This is a genomic window from Agrobacterium sp. S7/73, from assembly GCF_019355535.1.
In the GTDB taxonomy this organism is placed as follows: domain Bacteria; phylum Pseudomonadota; class Alphaproteobacteria; order Rhizobiales; family Rhizobiaceae; genus Agrobacterium; species Agrobacterium tumefaciens.
Map to the genome: position 1 here is coordinate 1183143 of NZ_CP072136.1, position 22713 is coordinate 1205855.

General features: G+C 56.7%; 38 protein-coding genes. 18 read left to right on the forward strand and 20 right to left on the reverse strand.

Annotation, left to right across the window (positions count from 1 at the left end):
- Positions 1 to 263 precede the first annotated feature (263 nt).
- Positions 264 to 863 carry an NAD(P)H:quinone oxidoreductase type IV gene (wrbA, locus tag J5276_RS05725; RefSeq protein ID WP_019566148.1) on the forward strand — a complete coding sequence of 200 codons (600 nt, stop codon included), beginning with the start codon at positions 264 to 266 and terminating at the stop codon, positions 861 to 863.
- Positions 864 to 1372: 509 nt separating this feature from the next.
- Here the strand turns inward: wrbA and J5276_RS05730 are convergent.
- Entirely contained in the window at positions 1373 to 1618 is a 246-nt protein-coding gene (locus tag J5276_RS05730) for a DUF982 domain-containing protein (RefSeq protein ID WP_003515635.1), read from the reverse strand.
- Positions 1619 to 1701: 83 nt separating this feature from the next.
- On the reverse strand, positions 1702 to 1983 hold the full coding sequence (locus tag J5276_RS05735; RefSeq protein WP_003515633.1) for a hypothetical protein: 282 nt from the start codon (positions 1981 to 1983) through the stop codon (positions 1702 to 1704).
- Positions 1984 to 2682: 699 nt separating this feature from the next.
- Here J5276_RS05735 and J5276_RS05740 point away from each other — a divergent pair.
- Positions 2683 to 2835: a DUF3309 family protein gene (locus J5276_RS05740; RefSeq protein ID WP_003515628.1), complete on the forward strand. Its 153-nt coding sequence runs from the start codon at positions 2683 to 2685 to the stop codon at positions 2833 to 2835.
- A gap of 380 nt (positions 2836 to 3215) precedes the next feature.
- On the opposite strand, the gene J5276_RS05745 is transcribed toward J5276_RS05740, so the two are convergent.
- The 17 genes from J5276_RS05745 to J5276_RS05825 all read right to left on the reverse strand — a co-directional run bounded on the left by J5276_RS05745 (position 3216) and on the right by J5276_RS05825 (position 11950).
- A complete protein-coding gene (locus J5276_RS05745; protein ID WP_209159487.1) occupies positions 3216 to 4424 on the reverse strand; it encodes a hypothetical protein in 1209 nt (402 codons plus the stop codon).
- Entirely contained in the window at positions 4424 to 4660 is a 237-nt protein-coding gene (locus J5276_RS05750) for a hypothetical protein (RefSeq protein WP_099085282.1), read from the reverse strand. Before J5276_RS05750 ends, J5276_RS05745 begins: the two co-directional genes overlap by 1 nt.
- Positions 4657 to 5367, reverse strand: a complete 711-nt coding sequence (locus J5276_RS05755; RefSeq protein ID WP_209159486.1) for a hypothetical protein — start codon at positions 5365 to 5367, stop codon at positions 4657 to 4659. Before J5276_RS05755 ends, J5276_RS05750 begins: the two co-directional genes overlap by 4 nt.
- Entirely contained in the window at positions 5357 to 5875 is a 519-nt protein-coding gene (locus tag J5276_RS05760) for a hypothetical protein (protein WP_209159485.1), read from the reverse strand. The genes J5276_RS05755 and J5276_RS05760 overlap by 11 nt, the downstream gene beginning before the upstream one ends.
- The gene (locus J5276_RS05765; protein WP_209159484.1) at positions 5872 to 6051 is read right to left on the reverse strand and encodes a hypothetical protein; all 180 of its coding nucleotides are present in this window, start codon (positions 6049 to 6051) and stop codon (positions 5872 to 5874) included. Before J5276_RS05765 ends, J5276_RS05760 begins: the two co-directional genes overlap by 4 nt.
- Entirely contained in the window at positions 6048 to 6443 is a 396-nt protein-coding gene (locus J5276_RS05770; protein ID WP_209159483.1) for an HNH endonuclease, read from the reverse strand. The genes J5276_RS05765 and J5276_RS05770 overlap by 4 nt, the downstream gene beginning before the upstream one ends.
- A complete protein-coding gene (locus tag J5276_RS05775) occupies positions 6440 to 6634 on the reverse strand; it encodes a hypothetical protein (protein WP_209159482.1) in 195 nt (64 codons plus the stop codon). The genes J5276_RS05770 and J5276_RS05775 overlap by 4 nt, the downstream gene beginning before the upstream one ends.
- Positions 6634 to 6837 (reverse strand): hypothetical protein, encoded by a 204-nt coding sequence (locus J5276_RS05780; RefSeq protein WP_209159481.1) that lies wholly within the window; start codon positions 6835 to 6837, stop codon positions 6634 to 6636. The genes J5276_RS05775 and J5276_RS05780 overlap by 1 nt, the downstream gene beginning before the upstream one ends.
- Positions 6834 to 7538, reverse strand: coding sequence for a hypothetical protein (locus J5276_RS05785; RefSeq protein ID WP_209159480.1), 705 nt, complete (start codon positions 7536 to 7538; stop codon positions 6834 to 6836). The genes J5276_RS05780 and J5276_RS05785 overlap by 4 nt, the downstream gene beginning before the upstream one ends.
- Positions 7531 to 8670: a recombinase RecT gene (locus J5276_RS05790; protein WP_209159479.1), complete on the reverse strand. Its 1140-nt coding sequence runs from the start codon at positions 8668 to 8670 to the stop codon at positions 7531 to 7533. The genes J5276_RS05785 and J5276_RS05790 overlap by 8 nt, the downstream gene beginning before the upstream one ends.
- A 1-nt stretch (position 8671) precedes the next feature.
- The gene (locus tag J5276_RS05795) at positions 8672 to 9658 is read right to left on the reverse strand and encodes a PD-(D/E)XK nuclease-like domain-containing protein (RefSeq protein ID WP_209159478.1); all 987 of its coding nucleotides are present in this window, start codon (positions 9656 to 9658) and stop codon (positions 8672 to 8674) included.
- Positions 9649 to 9888: a hypothetical protein gene (locus tag J5276_RS05800; RefSeq protein ID WP_209159477.1), complete on the reverse strand. Its 240-nt coding sequence runs from the start codon at positions 9886 to 9888 to the stop codon at positions 9649 to 9651. The genes J5276_RS05795 and J5276_RS05800 overlap by 10 nt, the downstream gene beginning before the upstream one ends.
- Positions 9888 to 10169 (reverse strand): hypothetical protein, encoded by a 282-nt coding sequence (locus J5276_RS05805; protein WP_209159476.1) that lies wholly within the window; start codon positions 10167 to 10169, stop codon positions 9888 to 9890. The genes J5276_RS05800 and J5276_RS05805 overlap by 1 nt, the downstream gene beginning before the upstream one ends.
- 307 nt (positions 10170 to 10476) lie before the next feature.
- A complete protein-coding gene (locus J5276_RS05810) occupies positions 10477 to 10659 on the reverse strand; it encodes a hypothetical protein (protein ID WP_153315503.1) in 183 nt (60 codons plus the stop codon).
- 36 nt (positions 10660 to 10695) lie between these two features.
- Positions 10696 to 10947, reverse strand: coding sequence for a hypothetical protein (locus tag J5276_RS05815; protein ID WP_209159475.1), 252 nt, complete (start codon positions 10945 to 10947; stop codon positions 10696 to 10698).
- Positions 10948 to 10952: 5 nt separating this feature from the next.
- Positions 10953 to 11279, reverse strand: coding sequence for a hypothetical protein (locus J5276_RS05820; RefSeq protein WP_209159474.1), 327 nt, complete (start codon positions 11277 to 11279; stop codon positions 10953 to 10955).
- Positions 11280 to 11314: 35 nt separating this feature from the next.
- Positions 11315 to 11950, reverse strand: a complete 636-nt coding sequence (locus J5276_RS05825; protein ID WP_209159473.1) for a hypothetical protein — start codon at positions 11948 to 11950, stop codon at positions 11315 to 11317.
- A 155-nt stretch (positions 11951 to 12105) separates the two neighbouring features.
- On the opposite strand from J5276_RS05825, the gene J5276_RS05830 reads away from it, so the two are divergent.
- Positions 12106 to 12540 carry a hypothetical protein gene (locus J5276_RS05830; protein ID WP_209159472.1) on the forward strand — a complete coding sequence of 145 codons (435 nt, stop codon included), beginning with the start codon at positions 12106 to 12108 and terminating at the stop codon, positions 12538 to 12540.
- Between the two features lie 231 nt (positions 12541 to 12771).
- On the opposite strand, the gene J5276_RS05835 is transcribed toward J5276_RS05830, so the two are convergent.
- The gene (locus J5276_RS05835; RefSeq protein ID WP_162692896.1) at positions 12772 to 13494 is read right to left on the reverse strand and encodes a LexA family transcriptional regulator; all 723 of its coding nucleotides are present in this window, start codon (positions 13492 to 13494) and stop codon (positions 12772 to 12774) included.
- A gap of 39 nt (positions 13495 to 13533) precedes the next feature.
- Here J5276_RS05835 and J5276_RS05840 point away from each other — a divergent pair, with 39 nt between their 5' ends.
- The 15 genes from J5276_RS05840 (at position 13534) to J5276_RS05910 (ending at position 22711) form a co-directional block, all read left to right on the forward strand.
- A complete protein-coding gene (locus tag J5276_RS05840; RefSeq protein ID WP_209159471.1) occupies positions 13534 to 13785 on the forward strand; it encodes a hypothetical protein in 252 nt (83 codons plus the stop codon).
- Entirely contained in the window at positions 13782 to 14294 is a 513-nt protein-coding gene (locus J5276_RS05845; protein WP_209159470.1) for a hypothetical protein, read from the forward strand. Before J5276_RS05840 ends, J5276_RS05845 begins: the two co-directional genes overlap by 4 nt.
- Positions 14295 to 14311: 17 nt before the next feature.
- Positions 14312 to 14605: a hypothetical protein gene (locus J5276_RS05850; RefSeq protein WP_219256700.1), complete on the forward strand. Its 294-nt coding sequence runs from the start codon at positions 14312 to 14314 to the stop codon at positions 14603 to 14605.
- Positions 14602 to 14988, forward strand: a complete 387-nt coding sequence (locus J5276_RS05855; RefSeq protein ID WP_209159468.1) for a hypothetical protein — start codon at positions 14602 to 14604, stop codon at positions 14986 to 14988. The genes J5276_RS05850 and J5276_RS05855 overlap by 4 nt, the downstream gene beginning before the upstream one ends.
- Positions 14989 to 15339, forward strand: a complete 351-nt coding sequence (locus J5276_RS05860; RefSeq protein WP_209159467.1) for a hypothetical protein — start codon at positions 14989 to 14991, stop codon at positions 15337 to 15339.
- Entirely contained in the window at positions 15339 to 15653 is a 315-nt protein-coding gene (locus tag J5276_RS05865) for a hypothetical protein (protein WP_219256701.1), read from the forward strand. The genes J5276_RS05860 and J5276_RS05865 overlap by 1 nt, the downstream gene beginning before the upstream one ends.
- A gap of 40 nt (positions 15654 to 15693) precedes the next feature.
- Positions 15694 to 16059, forward strand: coding sequence for a hypothetical protein (locus J5276_RS05870; protein ID WP_209159465.1), 366 nt, complete (start codon positions 15694 to 15696; stop codon positions 16057 to 16059).
- Between the two features lie 117 nt (positions 16060 to 16176).
- The gene (locus J5276_RS05875; protein WP_209159464.1) at positions 16177 to 16539 is read left to right on the forward strand and encodes a hypothetical protein; all 363 of its coding nucleotides are present in this window, start codon (positions 16177 to 16179) and stop codon (positions 16537 to 16539) included.
- Positions 16536 to 17237: a GIY-YIG nuclease family protein gene (locus J5276_RS05880; RefSeq protein ID WP_209159463.1), complete on the forward strand. Its 702-nt coding sequence runs from the start codon at positions 16536 to 16538 to the stop codon at positions 17235 to 17237. The genes J5276_RS05875 and J5276_RS05880 overlap by 4 nt, the downstream gene beginning before the upstream one ends.
- Positions 17234 to 17794 carry a hypothetical protein gene (locus J5276_RS05885; protein ID WP_209159462.1) on the forward strand — a complete coding sequence of 187 codons (561 nt, stop codon included), beginning with the start codon at positions 17234 to 17236 and terminating at the stop codon, positions 17792 to 17794. Before J5276_RS05880 ends, J5276_RS05885 begins: the two co-directional genes overlap by 4 nt.
- A gap of 88 nt (positions 17795 to 17882) precedes the next feature.
- Positions 17883 to 18206, forward strand: coding sequence for a hypothetical protein (locus tag J5276_RS05890; RefSeq protein ID WP_152025761.1), 324 nt, complete (start codon positions 17883 to 17885; stop codon positions 18204 to 18206).
- Complete coding sequence (locus J5276_RS05895) at positions 18203 to 18874, forward strand: hypothetical protein (RefSeq protein WP_209159461.1); 672 nt, start codon at positions 18203 to 18205, stop codon at positions 18872 to 18874. The genes J5276_RS05890 and J5276_RS05895 overlap by 4 nt, the downstream gene beginning before the upstream one ends.
- Complete coding sequence (locus tag J5276_RS05900; RefSeq protein ID WP_209159460.1) at positions 18871 to 20265, forward strand: DEAD/DEAH box helicase; 1395 nt, start codon at positions 18871 to 18873, stop codon at positions 20263 to 20265. The genes J5276_RS05895 and J5276_RS05900 overlap by 4 nt, the downstream gene beginning before the upstream one ends.
- On the forward strand, positions 20262 to 21257 hold the full coding sequence (locus J5276_RS05905; protein WP_209159459.1) for a DNA methyltransferase: 996 nt from the start codon (positions 20262 to 20264) through the stop codon (positions 21255 to 21257). Before J5276_RS05900 ends, J5276_RS05905 begins: the two co-directional genes overlap by 4 nt.
- Positions 21254 to 22711 (forward strand): DnaB-like helicase C-terminal domain-containing protein, encoded by a 1458-nt coding sequence (locus J5276_RS05910; protein ID WP_209159458.1) that lies wholly within the window; start codon positions 21254 to 21256, stop codon positions 22709 to 22711. Before J5276_RS05905 ends, J5276_RS05910 begins: the two co-directional genes overlap by 4 nt.
- Positions 22712 to 22713 lie beyond the last annotated feature (2 nt).

Sequence of the window (22713 nt, forward strand, 5' to 3'; positions counted from 1 at the left end):
GCTGTTTTGTCCGACGTTAGTCCGCCGCCCGGTGAATGCAAAGCGGTTTTGAAAAAATGTCTATCTGTGAAAGGTTGACGTTCCGGCGTTTCGTTCACTGATTGCGAACAGTGCGTATGCGGATGCACCGCTGGTGTGGGACCGGCCTCTGGGCTACCTTTGCATCACATGCTTGTAACTGGTCACCACTAATGATCATCGCGTTCTTAAAAAGGCTTCTGGCTGGTACGCCTGAGACGATTAACCCTAAGGATACAAAGAAAATGACAAAAGTTCTGGTGCTTTATTATTCATCTTACGGCCATATCGAGACGATGGCATATGCCGTTGCCGAAGGCGTGAAGTCTGCCGGCGCGGAAGTTGTCGTCAAGCGCGTTCCGGAACTGGTTCCTGAGGAAGTCGCCAAATCCTCGCACTTCAAGCTCGATCAGGCTGCCCCCATCGCGACTGTTGACGAACTGGCAGAATACGATGCCATCATCGTCGGCGCCGGCACCCGCTTCGGCACGGTTGCCTCACAGATGCGGAATTTCTGGGACCAGACCGGCGGTCTGTGGTTCGGCGGCAAGCTTGTCGGCAAGGTCGGCTCTGCCTTCACCTCGTCGGCCACGCAGCACGGCGGTCAGGAATCGACCATCCTTGGTTTCCTCCCCACCTTCCTGCACCACGGCATGGCCGTTGTCGGTCTGCCCTATGCCTTCCAGGGCCAGATGGGCGTCGATGAAATCAAGGGCGGCTCGCCTTATGGCGCCTCCACCATCACCGATGGCGACGGCTCGCGTCAGCCTTCCGCTATCGAACTGGAAGCCGCACGCTACCAAGGCGCACATGTAGCCAAGCTGGCCGCCAAGCTTTCTGCTTGAGCCTGCATTGCTGGAAAAAGAAATGCGGCCCGAAAGGCCGCATTTTCTTACTCCGGCATCTAACGTCGCCGGTACCGCAGGGAATGATTTTTAAGGCGGGTCAGATCGGCAGGTTGACCATGAAAAGGCAGCTTGCAATCACGACGCCGAGCATGGAAATTTCGAGAAAACCATTCAATCCGTCACGCATTTCAATCCTCCTTGTTGATCGAAGAGAGAACGGAAAAGATTTATCGCGGTTCCATAACAGCAGAATGAAATTTAGGAAATTTTAATGCCCTGCCGCTCCGTCACAATACGGAGTGGACATCGGTGCTTCAGCCGGTAACGACGAAGGCGACCACGAGGTGACCGAGAAGGCCGATGGCGAGGCAGGAGAGGAGAAATATGAACAGGGCTTTTTTCATGTTTCCAGAAGCTTCCATCTGTTTTTACCCTTTAAACCTGTTGTCCTGACTTGTTTCGCCTCAGGACGCCATTTTAATTCTCGACCATGGGTCTTGATGCCGTCAGGCCTTGATGTCGAGGCCAGCCTCGATTGCGGCGGCGATGAAGGCCTTGCGCGCATCCTCCGGCTTTTTCCTGCCGGCATCGACGGCGGCGCAGACCAGCAACGCCGCGTCCAACGCATCGCCGTCCTCTATCGGCCAATCCTCGATCATGGCCCAGGACGCCGCCTGCGTGGTCTCGATGCTCGTATAGTCGCCCGGCGTTTCGAACGCGATCAGGACGGGTTTTTGCCAGCGCGTGTTCATCGCTCATCCGTGTTGGTTATCGTGCCCGGCTCTAAACCAAGCGGGCAGGATGCGCAATTGGTTTCGGTTGGCTCGCGGTGCGGTCAGTCGTCGCGTCCGAACAGCCAATCGCGAATGATGCGGCGGTCTATGAGTTCGAGCGAGCGATCGGGCGCAATGCGATAGGTTTCCACCGCCCTCGTGCTGCCGTCGATGCGGAACTCGTGGCTGAAGGTGCTGCCGATCGGCGATTTCGTCAGCTTGGTGCGCGGCTGGCCCTTATAGGTGATGCTGCCGGGGATCGGTTCGACATAAGCGGCCGGGCCTGAGGTCGTGCAGCCCGCAAGCGTAAGCGCGATTGCGGCCAATGATACGAGCGTTTTCATCCTGTCCTCCGAAGTGCGTCTGCGAAAACGATATGGAGGCGCAACGGTTCCCCGCGAGTGATAAAGGGCAGAGCTATTCGCAACTGCTACTTGCGTCTCGGATTTTGAGTGTCGCGCGCGACCCAGCGGAAGAAAGCGTAGACGAGCAGGCCGAAGATGAAAAGCGGGATGAGGTTCGCAAAACCGGACATATGATTCTCATTTCTCCCTCCCGATCCGGGGTCTAACCGGAGAGAAAGAGGCAAGGCAAGCGTGGCGTGCAGCGCCGCAGGTAAAATGTCCGTGTGCCTGTTTGGGGAACGGTTTGCGTGCGGCGGGAAGATCGCCGGAGAAGAAGGAAACAGGTGAGACCTGGCGCACTGCCAGTGATACCAGGTCTCCCAGTCCCCCGCCAGTTTCAGGGAACGGGTGACTTGATTTAGTATGACGAACGGCACCCGATATACATAGACTGAGAAATTACCTCGAATAAATCGCTACCATGGTCGATCACCCCGGGGCCGGAGCGTGGTGCGTCGCCAATCGCAGCCGCCGTGCGCGCGCACGACCCTCCGCGTTGTCCGCAAATGCCGTTTAACCCGTTGAATCGGCTGGAGATGAATTCTTCGGCCCACGCCATAAGAGGATGGGGGAAAAGGAACTTTTTGCGTGTTTGATCATTAAATACAGCGCATACTTATTATTCATGGAGGGCTAAACATGATCGGCACCATTCTCGTTATTCTCATCATTCTTTTCCTGATCGGTGCTTTGCCAAGCTGGGGTTACCACAATTACGGTTATGGTCCCTCGGGTGGCCTCGGACTGGTTCTGGTCATCGTCCTCGTTCTAGTTCTGCTGGGTCGCATCTGATCGATCCGCATTGAAGATGCAGCGACTGCCCGCACCCGCGCAAAGCGCCGGCTGCGGGCATTGTTTCTTCTGGAATATGAGTGAGATAAAAAAAATGTCGGAATCCGAAGGGCTTAGGACGTGGACGATTGCCCTTTGTCCATCGGATCGGAAAAAACAGCACATTCGGAACGAACCCTCTTGCGCGCATAATGGATTCGTTCTAAATGCCCGCCATCGCTCGAATTCATGAGCGTGTGAGGCCTCGTGGCGGAGTGGTGACGCAGAGGACTGCAAATCCCGACAAAATGTAATGTTTTCAGTAGGCGTTCTGAATAAGATGGCCCAAAACGATACATTTTCTGCCGAATACGGCCTTTGATTTCATTCACAATTTTTGACTATTCAGAACGGCCAAAGCGCTTCTTCGTGGCCTCTAAAACGCGCTTCTCTGTCTCTTTCGCATACCCGCGATAGGCCGAAGCCGTCTTGTGCTTTGACAGCACTCTGCCTTGCCCTTCGGTAAGGCCTTTCTCCTCAAGCTCCGTCATGCCGCCATGCCTGCACATATCCAGGCTGAACTCTGGCGCCGACAGTTTCCCCGCCTCCCTGAGCTTGTCAGCCATCTCCCTGACTTCATGAGCCAAGAACGTTCCATCGCCAAAAAGCTGGCCGTTCTTCTTACACACGATCGATGTGCCGTATCTCGGCGCCTTGCGAAGAACCTCTTCAGCTTGTGAATAGAGCAGGACTTTCGATCCATCTTCGTCAACGAACTCGAGCGGGTGCAGCGCTAGCGCATCATTCTTCCGATGCTTCAGCCGGATCTTATCGGGATGGTCAGACGCTCTATAGCCGGTCCACGGCGCAAAGCCAGCTCCGATCGATGACGGGCGCATCAGCCATTCGAAGGCCAGCACGGCGGCTGCAGCCAACTCCCCACGGCCATTCTCAATTGCCCCATCAGCGAACTCATAGACCGCTTTGCGATCGACGTAACCCTTGGTGGCCTTCTGACGTCTCTTGACGGTGACGCCTTCCCATGGGTTCGCAACATCGTTTCGGAACTGGTCGGGGTGATGCGGACGCATGCGCTTCCACATGGCCTTGCAATAGGTGACGACCTTCTCACCCATGCGGTTGGCACTGTCTCCAGAGAAATGCAGGTAGACTTTTTCGGCCGTGCTGACGCCGACGTTGTTGACCTTGGCATCTCCGAACCTGACCTTGTCACCATTCGGTTTTGTTATCTGAACATCTGTCACGCGTTTGAAAACACGCTTGTAATCGGCCCGGCTAAACTCGCCTACGCGCTCCAGAAAAGAATTGTGAGACAGGTAGACGTTCACAAGCCACTCGACAGTGCCGTATCGGCTCGTATCGGGCTCGTGACGAGGGTTTGCTTTCTCCCGGCGCCAACCCTCCAAACGATCATTCCAGACCTTTGCCGCGGCTACCAGTTCTGCTTGAGAGAGGTTGACGCCAAGAGCAGCGCTGCGGTAGGGGCAGCCAGCCTTTCGGTATAGGGTAGGGCACGTCCAATAGTAGCCGGTCGATCCGTTGGCCAGCGTCTTGAACGAGGTATATGGAGGCATGGTGACAGGGATCATCACCACACTTCCGGGTCGGCGTTTTCGTCTACGCCAATAGCCTTGTCCAGGTCGATCTTCCGCCACGCTCTGAATCTGCCCTTGCCGGTTCCGGTCTCGATGAACGGCCGAGGCCATACGGTTCCAACACGGCTGATAAAGGCATCGACCGTCTTTTCGCCGGCATAGGCTGCCGCGTGCTCATCTCTAAGGACAGCAGGCCAGCATCCGGCGGGGATGACAGCATGTTTCGTCATTCGTCCCCGCTTTCCCCGCTATCCACAGTGGGTTTATGCACAGGCTTGCTTTCGCAGCCCTCCTGCTTTGCGGGTGCTGCGGCATACACGGGTTCGCTGTAATATGCGTTTTGAACTCGGTGCACCCAAAATGAGTTGCCATCATTGTCCTGTTTGCGCATGTAGCCGATGGGATTACCCGCCACGTCCTGCACCTGTGCGGAGAGGGCGGCATATCGAGCCTGGCAATCTGCTTGGCATGCCGCCTTGGCCGCTTCGAGCGAAACCATTGAACAGTTAGGAACGCTGCTCCATGTCAGATTCCGACCGAACACGAAAGGACGTGTAGATCCCGCCCACGTCTCCCCATCAGAGGTGACGTTGAGCATCCATTCGCGGTCGCCCATCCTTGCCTTCAGATTGCCGCCGTCGTCGTCCCATTGGAGCGACTTCACGGACACGGATCGCGCCAGAGGGGCAGCATAGAGAGGGCGAATGTTGCGCACATGCTTATGCGGCGCAGGCGGATCGTCGTCATACATATCGTCCCAGATATCGCTTTCCGCAAACCTTCGTTCTTCCCACATCCACCGGACAGGCTCCGCAGCGGACAGGGCGGCTTCGAGGGCTTCGAGTTGTGCCCGAGTGATGATCGTCACGTCATCTACAGAAGACGCGGTCATATCGAGCTTTAGGTCGTTTATGACATTAAGCACTTCACTCTGCATGGTGTTCGCCTCCTGTGCTGGCGAGGGCGGTGCGGGCGGTGCGGAAGTCTGCGTGCGTGAGGTAAATCCAGCCGACGCCGAGATCATCAGGCAGTGGCTTGCCGTGGTTGTCCTTGTCGAAATGGTCGCCCATGTACTCTGCGAAAGGCTTCAAGGCCTCCTCAAGCGCCTTCACCCGCGCCTCAATCTGCCGGCGGGAATATACGGGCTTGGACAGCGCCAATTCCGTTTCGAGGCGCAGGATTTCGCCCTTGGCTGCTTCAACGTATTCGCGGACGGGTTTAGCGCCACGCCAGTTACCAGGCTCGCCTTTGCCGCCGCTGATGATCTGGTATATTTCGGCAATCGTGGAGTTGGCGCCGCGCGCCTCCATGGCGTGCGTCTGGGCTTGGAGCCTCAAATCTGAGGTCAAGGTCCGCAAGCGATCATTCTCGCTCTCCAAGGTCCCGATTCGCTCAGTGAGCGCCACGATGACATCTGCGACCTTCTTTTCCTCGTCATATGTCATTGCACGCTCCGCTTCCAAAGGACGTTGCCTTCCAAGTCTTCGATTGAGGTGAGGTGATCGTTAAGCGCGGCGTGATCTTCGGGCTTGCACTTCTCGCTGGGCTGGATCGGGTAAAAGCCGTTGGCCGTACGCATGATCCATAGCGTGTCCCGCATCTTGTTTTCGGTTTCTGTCATGGCTGTCTGCCTCCCACGATTTCACCGGTGCGGCGGTCAACCACCGTGCCGTCCATCAGGCGTTTAAGGTTTGGGTGCGATAGGGATGACTTAGGTTTTGCGATGCCGATGTGCTTCTTGCGCACACGGGCGATTTTCGACTTCACCTTCATCTCGGCGGCCGTCTTGACCTTGTGAGCGGCAGCAAGAGCAGGAGCCAGATTGCTCTCGCGGTGCTGGCCGCCAAGGATCAGCGCATGAACGTGCTCAAGCTCCCAGCGCTCGCCAGGCTGGATTTTGCGGCCGGTCAGGTGGCATATGCCGTTATGCCGGTCGAAAACGCGCTGGCGGACCCGTGGCGGCACTTTCTGGTCGTCGTGCTTGGCCACCCATTCTTCTGTCGACCTGCTCATTGGATTTCCTCCTTGAGCCTGTCGTAAAATTTTTGAGTGCAGAAGATCACGTTCCCCTTGGTGACGAATGTGTCGTCTTCGACCGTGGCCTCTTGTCCGCTGCGCTCATCTGTGATGACCGTACCCGGATCGACCTGCATCACATGCATGCCGAGAAATGGCTTGGTTGTGTATTCTGATGGGTGCTTCATCACCTCTGCCCTCCCAGCGCGCGTGTCATCATGTCCCGCTTGCGGCGCTCCAGATCGCGGACACGTCCTGTCTTGCTGCGGGATTGCTTTGCCTGTCGGATATCGGCGTCGATTTCGGTTTGCCAGTTGTATTCACGGGCAAGGTTCTGTCTCGACTTCCAAGTGAGCCAGTGGTGGATGGTGCGGCGGATGAGGCGGTTCATGCTGCCACCTGCGCAATCTGGTCGATGTTGCCGTGGTGGACGGTGAAGGTGTAGGCGACCACCCACGGGTTCGTCTCCCACGCGCCCGTGCCGTTGATTTCGTTCCAGAGCCGGTGATACCAAGCGATAGGCGACATGTATGTGCCCGGTCCTACCTTGACCATTGGACCGCCAGTGATCTGCGAACGGTGTCCTTCCGCTATGTCGGCACCTTCTGCGACGGCATCATCCTCGCTGATATCCTGCAGGCGCTCTACCCGCACATCGGTGACGGTGAGTGTGAGGCGCGAGGCCCAGCGGGGCATGTGGATGCCGGGACGAGGTTTCTCCCAATCGCCGACGCTCGGGCTGCCGTCTGCCCAAAGCCACACATCCTCACGGATGACAACTCCGTCTGGTGTGGAGAAGCTCTCTCGCAACGCCGGAGGCGTATTGCGGAACTGGTGAAGACCACTCCACGTCTCGCGCACCCAGAGCCTATCGCCCCCCGAGATAGGTGTTTTAAAATCACCCAGAAACTCCCAGCTTTCGAGGTCGGCTGGATCGCCAGCCATCCATCCAAACGACCCCGTAGAGAAGAACCCCGCGCATGTCGTGTGTGCTGGTGGCTGTGGCTTTATCAAACGCCGGGTCTGGGTTTTCGTGCCAGCCAGCAACGCCCGGATCATTGGCGCACTGAAAAGGATAGGGCGATCAGCCATCGACGCCTCCCAGATCAGAAGCCTTGCAATCGAGCATTTCGGCAAAGTGAGCGAGTGCCTTTTCGCGCAGGGCTGGCATCACCTTCGGGTCAGCCTTGATTTGGGCATCAGCGCTTTCGACAAAGGCCTTGATGTGCAGGTGGAGTTCTTCCGGAAGTTTGTCTTTCCAGAGGTCTTTTGCTGAGACGAGTGTGGCACGTCGCTGTTGTGGCGTCTCCAGAAGCGGACTGACCACGACATACATCAGCTTATTGCAGCACTCGATCAGGTCGGCGCGGTCAATCGGGAAGATGGTCGAGGCCGGAGCATCGGAGGCGGGGACTTCATCCGCTCCGGCCTCATCTACTGGCGTATTGCCAGCATCTGCCGACGACGAGGCGGTGGAGGGGGTGTCGTCGGAAGGGGTGTTGTTGAGAATTTCGCCCGTGAGAGCGTCGTGGGCCTCGTCGGCGTCGAACATGCCGCCAACTGCCTGATGCTCGTCAGCGGGGCGCTGGGAGGCGACAGGCTCATCGGAAAGCGGGTCAAACACCGGCGTGATGTTCTTGGCCCGGTCCGGTCCGCGGAAGTCCTCAACCTCTTCACGGTCATAGGCGCCAAGAATGACTTCGGGGCAGTACCGGCGAGCGCCAGCGCGCAGAGAGTAGTAGGCCTGTTGCTGATCCGGGTCCGATTTCCAGAGCGGGGAATTCTTCGGTGTGATCTTTTCGAACTCCGGGCTTTCGTAAACCTGGACCGAGCCGTCTTTGAACTCGAAAGTGACGATGCACTGGCGCTTTGCCCCCACCCCGCGATACTCAACCTGCGGCCGGCGCTTGAGATCGGCGCGAGTGTTGATGACGGCGGCGATCAGCTGCGCCTCGTAGGCAATGACGTCTTTGATCTTGTAGGACTTCTGGGCAACGCTGAAAGGGTTGAAATCCCACTGTAGGGCCTGCATCGTGACTGCCATGCAGTCGGCGGCGTTGCCGTGGAGATATGCGGGAATGCCTGCCTTGGACTGGCACATAAGCTCAGCGAAGCGCACAACGTCGCCAAGGCTCTCGGGCTTGATGGCAATGCCGGAACCGGACTGACCGATGGCAACGCCGCTGGCCGGATTTCGGTCTTGCGTGGTAATGATCTTGTTCATATCAGGCTCCCGTCATAAGGCGTTGCTGGTACCAGACCGGCAGGTCCGTCTCTTCCAGCTCTTCAAGTGGTGTGGATGGAACCCAAGCGGCCGACGTGCCGAACTCGGACATGTAGCGGCTGTAGTTGCCGATCGCTTTGGTGATGAGGTTGCGGGCGTAACCAAACAGCGGGTTACCCGGCGAAAGCTTGATGCCGTGCGAGATTGGCGCTCCGTCCTTCTGCCAGAAGACAAAAACGAAGGCGAAAACCTCATTGGCGGCGACTTTGGTGAGCCACTCAGGGTCGTGCGGGCCGAAAACCTTGCCATCGGCAAGCAGTCGGCGCATCTGGCGACGGCCTTCCGCATAATGTTCAGCCGACACGATGTAGTCGTATGAGCCAATCGCATCACGGCAAGCCTTGTCGAATTCCTTGCCGTACATGTTGGCTAGGGACTTCAAGTCTGTAATGGCATTCATTTTGAGGTAGTCGAAACGCGCTTTGTATCTGATGCCGTCGACAGTCCAGAAGATCGACACCTCCGGCTCTCCATTCTCGAACGCATTGGCGAGGGTCTTGTTCGCCTTGATGAAGGCGGAAGCCGCAAGGATCTTGGTCCAGTCCTTGAACTTCACCGGAACCTTTCCGGCAGCCTTGATTTTGGATACTTCGTCTTTGCCGTCCTTAACGTTACCGGGAAGCATCTGCGGCGCATGACCAGCCTTGAACTTCTCCTCGCCCTCAAGAACGCACTGGTGCAACTGACGGCCGAATATCTTTGCCGGCGTGTCGTCGTCATCCGGGCGTGCGGGGTTCATGTGGCTTTCCCACCAGAAATCCGGCGCATTGCCGATAAGCTTCTTGATGCTGGTCGAACCTAGAGCCGTGTCTGCGTGGTACACAGCATCGCTCATGCCGAAATAAATGCCATCGGGATGCTTCGTGAACCCTGCTTTTTCGCCGGTCTGGGCGACGATGCGGGAGACGATATCGCCAATTACTTCCATGCCACATTCTCCTGCTGGATAAGCGCCATGCGCTGGTATTTCGGTAAGCCGACGAAGGCCCAGGAAGCGGAGACGCTGCAAATGGTGAGCATCACGGCTATGACGGCGCAGAACTGGCGGTTGAAAGACTTTGAAGACGCTTCCGACCTCCGAAAAAGATTGCGGAGTTCGATGTAAATCTCGGTCGGGTCATCCGCTTCTGGTGTGTTGGTGGTGGAGAAAGCGTCCATCACGATCTCCCGTCGGCGCGGGATGCGTCGTAATGGTACACGGCGCTGGAAAGTGCTCTTCTAGCGCAATCGGCCCGCGTCTCATCTTTGGCCTTTGAAATGGCTTTGGCTGCGAGTTGCCTAAGCGGGAAATCATTTGGGAGGCTGCTAATATCGCTCCCAGCCATGAATTTTCGTAATTCTTCAATCTCGTCACGGAGACGACTAGCCACCAATTCCGTAGCAGCCCAATCACGGCGACTTATTGCTGCGTGCAGTTCTTGGATAAGCTTGGTGCTCATTTCCTGCCCTTTCATGCGCGGGTACGCTGACAAAGCCCGCTGGGTGGTGTGTTGTTACTCTGACAAAGCCGGTGGGTTGGTTAGAGATCGCCGCGCTCAATGGCGGCTATTTCGGATGGGTCAGTGGTTCGCATGGCAACAGCCTGATCGTGTTCACACTCGGAACACCAATGATCGGGTCGCGGGCAATCTGCTTTCCCATACTGCTTGCAGCGAGATTTGCAGGCTTTGGCTAATTCGCGATGCTGCTGCTCTTCGGTCCCAGACCAGTAAAACGTTCTCACGCCGTTCTCCCGCTGTGCTGTGGTTACTTGGTGGGGGTCACGCTGGAGACATCCCAACGATTGATCACGTCGATGAGGACGCGCGTCAGAGCCTTTTGCTCGCGTGATGCAGTTGCGTCGGAAAGCGAACTAGCCAAAGCGCCGCTAATCAGCGCCAGCTTTTTCAGGGCCATTATTTCAACTGGTGAAATTGTTACTGCGCTCATTTCCCTATCCCTTGTCTGAAGCCCTTGGCGGGGCGGCTAAGCCTCAATCTCGCTCATGGTGACGAGTGGCTGCGTCTGATTGAAAGCGGCACGTAAATCGCCGTGGGAGGCAGGATTTTCTGACCAGATGGCACGAGCGCGGGCCTTTGCCTTTTGCTCTAAATCCCTTTCAGCGGCCCGCTGATGAGGCGGCATGCTGTAATCCCACCCGGCGCGCGCGTAGCTCATATCGGTGAGGCACTTCTTGAATTCTTCGACCAGTTCTCTGGGGTTGCAGACTTCGCTCATCGTCATCACTCCGCAGCCTGCAGATTTGCGCCGCGAACGATTCCGAGAGTGCGGTGGTTCATGGTGTCGTACTCAGGAACGATCGGAACCTTGGCATCGGCAGCGTCTTCACCAGCCTGGAATGCGTGGTCGATATCCAGCGACAGGACATTTGCGTCTGGAATGTAGTCGATGTCACCGCCGCAAGCCTTGATGCTCTTGAGCAGGAATTCATGGAACGCAATCGATGCTGCCTTGAATGCTTCGGAATTGGCCTTGAAAGACCGGCTCGGGTTCATCCCGGCAGATTCCGCATCCAGCGCGGCTTTCAATGCTTCGATGTGCTTTTCCATTTGCTCATCCTCAGTGGTTGAGATCGTGTTGGAGATCAGGCGGAGATTTTTTCGAGGGCTTCGCGGAATCGGGCTTTTTCAGCCTCAAGGAACGCTTTGTGCTTGGCTTCGACGCCGCGACGAACCTCAGAAATCAGTTCGTTCGTCGCCTTCTCGATCTCGCGCTTGAATGTCGTTTCCATGCACCTCTCAACGAGGTACTGGATGCGGCTCTTTTCGTTGTAAGAGGATCGATCGTTGACCTTGCCGTCGCTGCCGACCATTTGCGTCAGGTACTGGCGACCGGTCAGGCCGAGAAATTCCCGCATCGTGACCGGGTCAGCGTCAGCTTTGCCGTAGGTGTACTTCGGGATAAGCGGCTGATTGATGATTTCGGTCGTGACGGCTTCGAGCGTGGCATCTGCCTTTGCGGTCACCAGCGAAATTGTCTTGGCCTCGATTTCTTTTGCAAGACGATCATTGCCGAACTTGCCGACCAGCTGCTTAGCGGCAGCCTGAACGATCAGCTCTTCCATGTCGCGCAGCGTCCACGAGGTCATGGCAACATGAAACTCGATACCGTTGCCTTCAGCCTCTTTGCGGGCCTCCATGCTGCTGGACACGCCATCGTCGTCATGTTCTGCGCCGAGCAGTTCGTTGACGTTGCCAGTATCCATGATCACGTTCGTCATCGTCCCATCCTCATCCGGGTTGTTCCCGCCCTTCCGTTTCGTCGTCCCGTGGGAGCTTCATTCGGTGGGCTTGTGAGGAGAGTTATAATCGGGATATTTCCCAATAGCAAGGGATAAATCCCGAAATTATGTTGCTATGTCGGGATTAATCCCGTATGTCATTGGGAATGAAGCCGGAAAATTTCCAATCAGAACTGTCGGGGAAGCACCGAACGCGTGAAAGCGTCCGGGCGATTCGCTATCCCAACAAGTGGGGCGAGACGTTCCCGGAGCGCGAGGCGCAGTTTGCAGATTGGTTCGATATCGCGATGCAGGTTATCAGCCGCGATAAAGGCTCGTTCCGCGTTATCGCCATTTTCGATCAGGTTTTCGATTGGGTCGATGGATCATGCTTTGAGACCAACGAGACAATTGCCAGGAAAGCCGGACGCTGCACCGTGAAGACGGTTTCGCGCGAGTTGAAGTCTCTGCGCGATATGGGGCTGATTGCTACTCAGCCCATGTGGATCGAGAAAGAGGGAAAGCTTGTGAAGGGACGACGGATCACGCTCATGGTCCCTTACGACCTCAGCGGCATAGACGTCGGCTGATTTCGATAGCCTGTCTCATAAGCAAATCACCAACATCAAACAGAAGCGCGAAGCCTGCTTATGGTTACGGCAGGCGCGCAGCGCATGCTTTGGGTCAAGGGGCGAAGCTCCTTGCGGGGTTTGGGGTGGAACCCCATGAGAAAGATACTGCGCGCGCGTACGCGTAAGGAGGGACCACGGTTGTCCATATGAATCGGTCAATTCATAGGGACCACGGTTGTCCATATGATTTCAGATCAAAGTTCGCCTGTAACTGCCGGTCACAACGCCTCTTATCTCAATGACGGTTCCGCCGTCGCCCTCGATCGGAATTGGCTTGTGCTTTTGGTTCGAGCTGCGCGGGACAAGCATCAGCTTGCCGTCAACCATCTCGATCACCTTCAAGGTGGCTTCGACAAGTGGACCCGTGTGGCGCTCGACGTGAACGGTCAGGCCTTGTTTTGTGCCAAGGCCGCTGGCGACAAAATCAACGCACGTGACGTAGCTGCCGTCTGGATATTCCAAATCCATGGAATCGCCCACGACCTTAAGGCCGTACTGCCTCGCCCGAGGGAACCGCGGATCGGGATACATTGGGATCGTTTCCCTGTCGAAATCCTCGTCGACGAGAGTGCTATCCAGCCACGCGCCGGCTTGTATCTGCCCCACGACCTGGATCTCGTTCAAGGGAGTGGCCGGACCGACGCCGTCACCGGTATCTTTCTTTTCCGTCTCGCCCGCAGACGTGAACCATTCCACCGTCGTGTCGAGAGCAGTCGCAAGCTTCTCTAGCTTCTCGATGCCTGGGTTCTTTGATTTTCCACGAAGAATGTCGCGAACGAAGCTAGGTCCAAGGCCAGCCTTATTGGCAACCTCGAACGCGTTCGTACCCATCATATCAATTCGCATTTTCAGGCGTTTTTGCAGGGATGTTTCCATGCCCGAATATCGCATTTCGGGAAATGTCACGTCCATCGGGAAATGTCCCTTGACAAATCGGGACAAATCCCGAATATGAGCGACATGACCCAGCACACCGAAATCACCGAAACAGACATCCGCGCGGCTCTTATCACGCGAGCCGAGGTTTTTGCGAAAGCAAACAAGACCAGCTTCTCGGCCATGGGGATTTCGGCCGTGGGCGACAGCAAGTTTCTAAGCCGAGTGCAGAACCCGTCGCTCGGTTTCAACATCAAGACGTACCAGAAGATGGTCGAATGGCTCGACGCGCAGGAGCGGCTTGTACAGCCGGAGAACGCAGCATGACGCTGAATGTCTCCGCATATCCGCTCTGTGCCGCAAGGCTCAAATTCCAGCGCGCCGACCTCAGCGACAAGCTGATGACGCACTACTGGGCGGCTGTGTGCGTGGCATTCGACATTCGCGATGCAGAGCTTGCGGAGGCTGGAGGTTTCAACTTCGAGAGCCGCACAGAGGAGAACGGCAAGCGCCTCCTGTCTGGTCTGGAAAAGCTTCTGATGAAGCGCCAGCAGCGTGTTGCCGCGAACTCTGCCTATGCCAGCCTTGAACTGCGGGCGTCGCTCGGAGCCAGAGGCATCAAGACCTCGAAGCTCAATACCGAGGACGATTATTGGCTCGTCGCGGAAACGCTCTTTGCCGGTCGGATCACTCGCGACGGCGGACTGACGCGGCTTTACGCGCAGATTTGCAACATCACCAAGAAAGAGCGCGCTCGCCTGACGGCTGAGAACCTCAAGAAAATTGATACCGACTGGCTTTCGGATGCCGCGGCTCATCAGAGGAAACTCCAGTGACAGAACAGAAAATCACAATGGCAGGGCTGGAAAAGATGTTTGGAGAGAGCCAGCCGCAGCTTGTCGACGGCGCGTCTCAGGACTGCATAGGCGAACTGGACATCGATCCGGCCCGGTTGCTGAAAAAGGTGATCGCTGCGGTCATCAGTCATGATCAGGGGCATATCCTCTACGACTTCCCAGAGGTTCTTGAATTTCTTAAATCGCGCATCCCGAGCCGTGAAGAGCTTTCAGGCCACACCGGCATCGATGACCGCATGTTCGACGCAAAGGCCAAGTGGCCGAACCTAATTCCGGGGACGCAGATATGACCCAATGGAACCACAACATATCCGAAGCCCCGCGCGACGGCCGCTACGTCATTCTGGCGATGCCGAACAAGACGACGCTGCGTTCCTACTGGTGCGAGCCGAAACATGAGCCGGCGCACTGGTGCATGCTGAGCCACAAGAACGAGCCGGTTGCTTGGATGGCTTGGCCGGAACACCCATTCGCATCCGCCACGACGAGCGAAGATGCGCTGACCAAAGCCCCGACGAACGTAAGTCTCCCGGTTGACGAGAGGAGCGGTGAAGGGGCCAACGCAGGAGGCGACAATGTAACCGGCGGCGAGAATGCTCATCAGATATCGGCGGGGGAGCTCGTCAGTAACTCCTCCGCATTCCTTCTCGAAGACGTTGGGGGAGGCGAGTAGATGGATACCGTTCATATCCTCAAGGAAGCCCGCGCTCTCATCGCTGATGAGAAGAATTGGATACAAGGCTACTACAGCAGCGACGAAGAAGGCGTCTACGTCCGACCGCATGAGCCTGAGGCCACGTGCTTTTGCAGCGTCGGAGCCATGCACAAAGTCATGGACCTTCCGCTTCATGAATCCATTCCAGAACCAGTCGGCATTCTGTTCGCTGCTGATGAGAAACTCAGAGATAATTTCGACGGTAGCTTCGAAGGCGTGATTGTCAATTTCAACGACGAGAACAGCCATGCAGAGGTGCTTGCTCTCTTCGACCGCGCCATAGCCCGCGCTGAAAGCGGTGCGGCATGATGGACACATCACTCCAAACCCCCAACCATCACATCCAGGACCGCAGCGCGATCAACGCAATGACTGCGGAGTGGATCAAGAAGAACGGCGAGCCACGGAAATTCGAACGCGGATTCTCCAGCGATTGGGGATTTCTTCAAAACCTCATGGCTCGATACGGCTTCAAGCTGACCTATCACGGTCGCTGCCTCTACTCGATGCACAAGGAAGACTTCCGTGGAGTGCAGAAGCGCATCAGCCGGGAAGACCTGATCAAGCAGGTTGACGCCGTGCTGATCGAGAATGGCAAGCAGCCTTACGGATGGAGGAAGTGATGATTTCATCTTTCTCTGCCGACGAACGGCAACTCCTCGTATGGGCATCGGTATTCTTCTCGGCATTCATCGTGTCGGCGGTACTGGCGCACCTGGTATTCTCGGGGCGGAAGTGATGGCTGCTCTCAAGCAATACCCGCTTCCGGCACTGGTCACTCACACGACGGACACCCGCGCCGGCTCTGTCTTCAAAGCCTTATGCGCGGTTTATCCGGGTCAAATTTCTGCAGAGCATCTTATGGCAAGAGCGGGTCTGTCTTGGCGGGCCGAACCGATCTGGTCTTTCGTGTCGCTCTGCAACGACTTCATCAAAATCAACGAGGCTATCGAACCTTTCGCCTGGCGGGCTGAACGGTCGGGCGGAACGCCTCGTGACAACTACTGGCTTTCGCCAATCGGCGGGTAGTTCCTTTCGTGTCCCGCGTCCTTCGATGGTTTCAACCTATCGAGGACAGCGACCATGCACAGACAAACTTCAAACCAAACGAAGACAATTAGGAAAATCGAAAACAGGGAAATGTCGATGAGTACCCTTGAAATGTTTTCTCCAGATATCGCGCGGGACTACGGGCGCAAGATGCTTGAGATTGAGACCCGAGGAAACGGCGATCAGATGAATGCGCTAGAGCGTGTCGCTCGCGAAGTGGGCATGAAGCCCCGCGCTCTTCGCCGGTTGATCAATGGCGAGACGAAGCCGACGCTCACAGTGTTTGGCAGCCTCCGTATTGGTTACCTCAATCTCTGCGAACGACGAATTAAACGCCTTCAGCACGATCTGGAGGTCGAAAAAGGGAGGTTCGGCAGTGATCCTTTTGCGGACATTGATGGAAGAATTTCGGCTTTGGCTGAGGAAGTGCGCAGAGCGAAGGAAGCGACGAAACGATGACTGAAACAGCCCACAGCACGGTTTACTTCATCCGACGTTCGACAGACGCAAGCGGCCCGGTAAAAATCGGGTTCACGAAGCATCTACCGAACAGGCTGAGGGCTCTTTACACGGCAACACCTGGCGGCGTCGAATTGGTCGCTGGTATCCAAGGCGGCACTCGCTCCTTAGAAACTTACTTGCACGAAAGGTTTTCTCACCTTCGGTTGTCTGGCGAGTGGTTCTATTCTGATGATGAGCTTGATCGGCTAATTGCGCAGATAAAGCGGGCAGGGACAGCAGCCAAGAACCTGTTTGCCAATGTCATCGAGGACGCCCCGTCAGGATCAGACCAAACAGCTGAGGTTTCGCTTGCAGCAAAGCGGGCCGAGTACATGCTCTCTCACCTTACCTCACAGGGTGCCAGCCTCTTGGCCTCCTACGAGGAAGTTGGCAGCCGGTGCGGTGTAGGCGGAAACGCTATCAAGCATCTTGTGTCTGGCAGAGCCAAGCAGATCACCGTTGAAAAATTTACGGCGATAAACGCGGCTTACCTCGATCTTCTCAAGAGCCAACGGGACCAAATCATCGAACTCATAAACGAGGCCGAGGATCAGCAGTCAGCCGAGGTAGTCGAAGTTGACCTACTCGACCAAATCTCAGCGCTCAGAGACAGGCTGCGCGCAGCAACTCAGCAACGGAAAGGTAAGGGCGAATGACAGCATCAGCAAAAATCGGTGACAATTCGAAAGCTGAAAGAGAGCGCCGCGTTCTCTTCGCCTTTTACCACAAGAAGGACCGCGACATCGCGGCCCAGATCAAGGCGCTGCAAGGCGAGAAGTCATCGAACCGGCAGAACGCCAAGGCCTCCGGCTTCCCGGCGCAGAAGCTCGACCACTATCTCAAATCCTTCAATGCCGAGGATCACCAGAAGCCAGTCGACAAGCTCAAGAGCGAGCGCGAGAACCTTGAATGGCTCGGCTACATCCCGGCAACATCCGGCGGCGACTTGCTGACCCAGATCGACCGTGTCGACGGCGAGCAGATGATCCAGGCCAAGGGCTTCCATGCTGGTCTGACCGGACTCGACCGCGTCTCCGGCTACGACGGAGGCTCCGTTGACGACAAGCTCTGGCTGGAAAGCTACGACGCCGGCAAGCGCGAATACGACAGTGAAATCCCCGACATCATGGCGCGCATCAGTGCAGCGCAGTCGAAGGAGGAGCCGCCAGCGTCCGGCGGCAACCCGTTTCCAACCACGAATCCCTCGGCCTGAACACGACCTCCCACGAGGTTCAGGCCAACTAGACCCGGAGCAAATTGTAATGCGGACATGCTCCGGGTCACTTTTCTACGAGGCGACCATGATTTCAGTAACATGCCCCTGCTGCGGCGGAAGTCTTGGCGAGTTGCCAGAGCCTGAAAAGGTCCGCAACTGCCTGTCTCCGATGGAAGGGAAGGCCTTCGACCTGCTTATGAGTGCGGGTCCGGAAGGCATCATCAAGCTGGACCTGTCGATAGGTCTTCACGGCGAAAAAGAGGGCGTGACCGAAAGCGCCATCAAGTACACGGCGAAGATAGTCTCCAGCGTTCGCAGCAAACTCGACCGATACGGATATTTCATCGAACGGAACCGCCCGCCACAGCGCGGCGTGTATCGCATCATTCCAGCGGAGGCGTCGGCATGAACTACATTGTGGCTTTCGACCCCAGCAAATACACGGGATGGGCTCTCAGAGATATTTACCGGCATGACAGCGCGATCCGGTGCGGAGTTTTTGAGGTCCCAGTCAAATCCGACCAGTATTTCACGGCTGACCAGATTGGCCAGAAGGTTCACGCGCTGATCGCCGCCGAAGATCAGGCGGGGCGAAAGCCGACATTCGCCATCCTTGAAGAGCAGTCTATGGCCAAGATCGGCAACAGTAGCGCCGACGGCATGATTTATCCGTGGATCAGCAGCGCGGCCATCGTCGCCGTTCTGTCGAATTGGGGAATCCCGTACGCCACCATCCCTACAGCGTCCTGGCGGGTGGCTTTCTTCGGATCCGGGTTTAAGCCTCCGTTCAAGATACACAAACTCAAGAAACCCGATCCAAAAACAGGGAAGTTGGAACGGATCGAAAACCTCTGGAAAGAGGCTTGCGTATCGGAATGCGAGCGCCGAGGTATCGTGGTCCCCGGCAATAAATCTATTTCCCATAACGCCGCAGAAGCGTGCGCTCTGGCCCTGTGCGGACAGTCTGACAAAACGAAAATTCACGCCGGCCGATACGAAGCGGCATGGAATGCGATCAAGGACACGAAGTTCAAGCGCGCGCCGTCGGGCGATCTATTCGCGGGATCGGGCGCATGAACGCTTACACAGAATTTCTCAATCGCAAGAAGATCAATGATCCCGATACAGGCATTAGCCATGCTTTGTCCCTGCCGTCGGTCTTGAAGCCTCACCAGCACGATATCGTTCAGTGGTCATTGCGCCGCGGTCGCGCCGCTATCTTTGCCGGCACGGGTCTCGGCAAGACATTGATGGAGCTTTCGTGGTCGGATCAGGTCTTTGACTTCACGGGCAAGCCTGTCCTGATCATGGCGCCGCTCGCCGTCGCTGAGCAGCACATTACTGAGGCCGAGAAATTCGGCATGGCTGCCAACCTGGTTTCGTTTCATCCCGACGAGGGATGGGGGATCAACGTCACCAATTACCAGAAGATGGATCACTTCGACTTGTCCCGGTTCGGTGGCGTCGTTCTGGACGAAAGCAGCATCCTGAAAAGCACAGACGGCAAGTACCGGACGAAGCTCATTTCGGAATGTTCGAAGATACCGTTCAGACTGGCAGCAACGGCAACGCCTGCGCCGAACGACTTCATGGAGCTTGGCAACCATGCGGAGTTCCTCGGGGTCATGTCGTATACCGACATGCTTGCGACGTTCTTCACACACGACGGAGGAGATACGCAGAAATGGCGGCTTAAAGGGCACGCTGAAAGCGAGTTCTGGAAGTGGATGGCGTCGTGGGCTGTGATGCTTCGGAAGCCTTCCGATCTAGGCTACGACAACGCGGGCTACGATCTGCCGCCGCTGAACTACCACCAGCACACGGTAGGCGTGGAATACGCTCCCAGCCTCGATACAGGCCTCCTTTTCCCCATGGAAGCCCGCACGCTGCAAGAACGCATTGCGGCTCGCCGTGACAGCGTATCCGAGCGAGTGGCGCTAGCCGCCTCCATGACGCCGGCCGATAGGCCTTTCGTCTGGTGGTGCAATCTGAACAGCGAAGCTGAGGCGCTCGCAAAGCTGATACCCGGCGCGGTCAATCTATCAGGGGCAGACAAAGACGACGACAAGCGCCGCAAGCTTGTTGATTTCTCGCAAGGCCGCATTCGCGTGCTGATCACGAAGCCGTCGATCGCCGGGTTCGGGATGAACTGGCAGCACTGCGCGGATACCGGATTCGTCGGGCTTAATGACAGCTTCGAGCAAATCTATCAGGCGATCCGCCGCTTCTGGCGGTTTGGGCAGATGAAGCCGGTCAACGTGCATTTCATCGCCTCCGAAATGGAGGGCGCCACCGTGGCAAACCTCCGTCGGAAGGAAATCGACGCGGACCGGATGGCCGCAGCGATGGTGATGCACATGGCAGACCTTTCGAGTGCAGCTGTGCGCGGATCGGTTCGTGATCGTCCTGACTACAATCCAACCATACCGATGAAAATTCCAACATGGATAGGGGAGTGCGCGGCATGACTATCAACGCCGTCGACCAGGTTGTGACCGATCGATACGCCATCTATCAGGGCGACGCCTGCGAGCTTATCCGTGGTGTTCCCGGTGATAGCGTCCATTTCGGCATCCATAGCCCGCCATTCGAAGGGCTTTACAAATTCTCGAACTACGACCGCGATATATCGAACAATGACGGCCCGCAGTTTTGGGAGCACTACGCCTTCCTGATTTCCGAACTCTACAGGGTGACGAAGCCGGGCCGCATACATTCCGTTCACTGCATGCAACTGCCCACCAGCAAGACACGACATGGCTTTATCGGCATGCGGGACTTCCGGGGCGAAATCGTCAGAGCCTACGAGGACGCCGGGTGGATCTTCCATTCCGAAGTTTGCATCTGGAAAGACCCGGTTATCGCTCAGCAGCGCACGAAATCTATCCGGCTGCTTCACAAGCAGATCACGAAGGACAGCACGATCAGCGGTATGGGACTTGCTGATTATATCGTGTCATTCCGCAAGCCGGGGGACAACGAGGCGCCCGTCGCTGGAATGTTTGACCGGTGGTCTGGCGATGACAGCCTCGACATCAGCCGTGAGGCTTATGAAAAGCACAGAAAGCAAACCGAATCCGAAGGCCGCAAGGCTTGGCCCTTCGAGCAGTGGCGTTCAATCCTCGTATGGCAGCGGTACGCCTCGCCAGTGTGGATGGACATCAACCAGACGAACACCCTGCAGTATCGCGCCGGTCGCGATGAGAAGGACGAGCAGCACATATCCCCGCTACAGCTGGACGTGATCGAGCGATGCCTCGATCTGTGGTCTGCAAAGGGTGAGACAGTCCTGACGCCGTTCCTTGGCATTGGAAGCGAAGTTTACTCCGCTGTAAAGCTCGGGCGGAAAGGTCTGGGTTTCGAGTTGAAGCCGTCCTATTTCCGGCAGGCAGTCAAGAACATCGCTGAATTGGATATTCAACCATCTGACACGCTGTTCGATATGGCAGGTGTCGCATGAACGCCATGAACCAAGACTTCATCCCGGCAAACATTGAGGCGGAACAGGCTCTGCTCGGCGCGCTGCTGATGAACAACGAAGCCGTAAGTCGCGTGCCGGTGACATTTGACGTCTCGCACTTCTTCGAGCGTATCCATCGCGACATTTATACCGCTATCCTGAAACTGCGCGCGATCAACAAGGACGCGAATGCCGTCACTGTTCGGTCGCACATGTCGCCGGAAATGGTGTCGGTCAAAATCGGTGACATGACGGTATCGCAATATCTGGCTCATCTTGCCGCAGAAGCCGTCAACATCATCAACACGCCCGACTATGCCGACGCTGTGACTGAATACTATCACCGCCGGGAAGCTATCTCGGTTGGTGACAATGCCAGAAGTGCGGCGACACGCGCAGCTGATGAACTGGAATTCATCGACCAGATCACGGATTGCCGCAACCGCTTCTCTGCCATCATCACCGACATACAGGCACGCAACGAGCCGCAGGAGAGCTTCTTCGACGCGGTGGACAGAACGCTAGGCGTGACGTCTGACGCGATTGCCGGGCGACGTGTGGCCGGTCTTGATCTGGGCATTCCGGAACTGACCAATCTAATGGGGCCGCTTGGCACCGGTGAATTGCTGGTTATCGGCGGTGATGTGAAGACCGGCAAGTCTGCGGCAGCCTGGCAGTGCTTCTTCAATCTGGCTGAGCGCCACCCGATCGCAGGCCTTAGCGGCGAAATGCCTACCGATCAGATCATCATGCGCGAGAAGGCTCGACGCACCGGGATATCAGCAAAGCGCCAGAAGCGCGGGCAGGTCTCTCAGGATGAGGTCGAGCAGTTGGTGAAGGCAGGGGCGGATATCAAGCGCCTCAAGTTCATCGACATCATTTCCAAGCAGATCACGCTCGAAGAATTGGATGAGCGGATCAACCGGCTGCAGGGCGAATTCGGGATCGAGGCTTTCGTAGTCGACCACATTCTAAAGCTGCTGTGGACCGGCAAGATGGAAGACGCCGACGATTTCAAGAAGGCAAACCGTGCCACGTCGACACTCAAGAACATCGCCATGAAGCGGAAGATACCGATCATCGCGCTCACCCACATCAACAAGAACAGCAACGACGGCACATGGGGCAAGACGTACCGCGACCGCCTCATGGCCGCCAAGCGCCGCCGGCCGACCTACAAGAGCATGCTCGGCAACATCGACAAGGACGTCGACAACATGATCATCGTCCATCAGGCCTATCCGGCGGTCGCGGGCATGGAGCCCGAGGAAGGCACTGACGATTATCGCCTGTGGGAAGACACCCTAGCCGAAGTAAAGGGAAAGGCTGAGTTCATTCTGGCACTGTCCCGCGAGAACGAGTTTCCCCGGCGCCAAGAAATCCAATGGAACGGCTCAAGCACCAGCTTTGGACCGGAGTATGCCAGAGCGCAGAATAGCAGGAGGCTGGTGTGAAT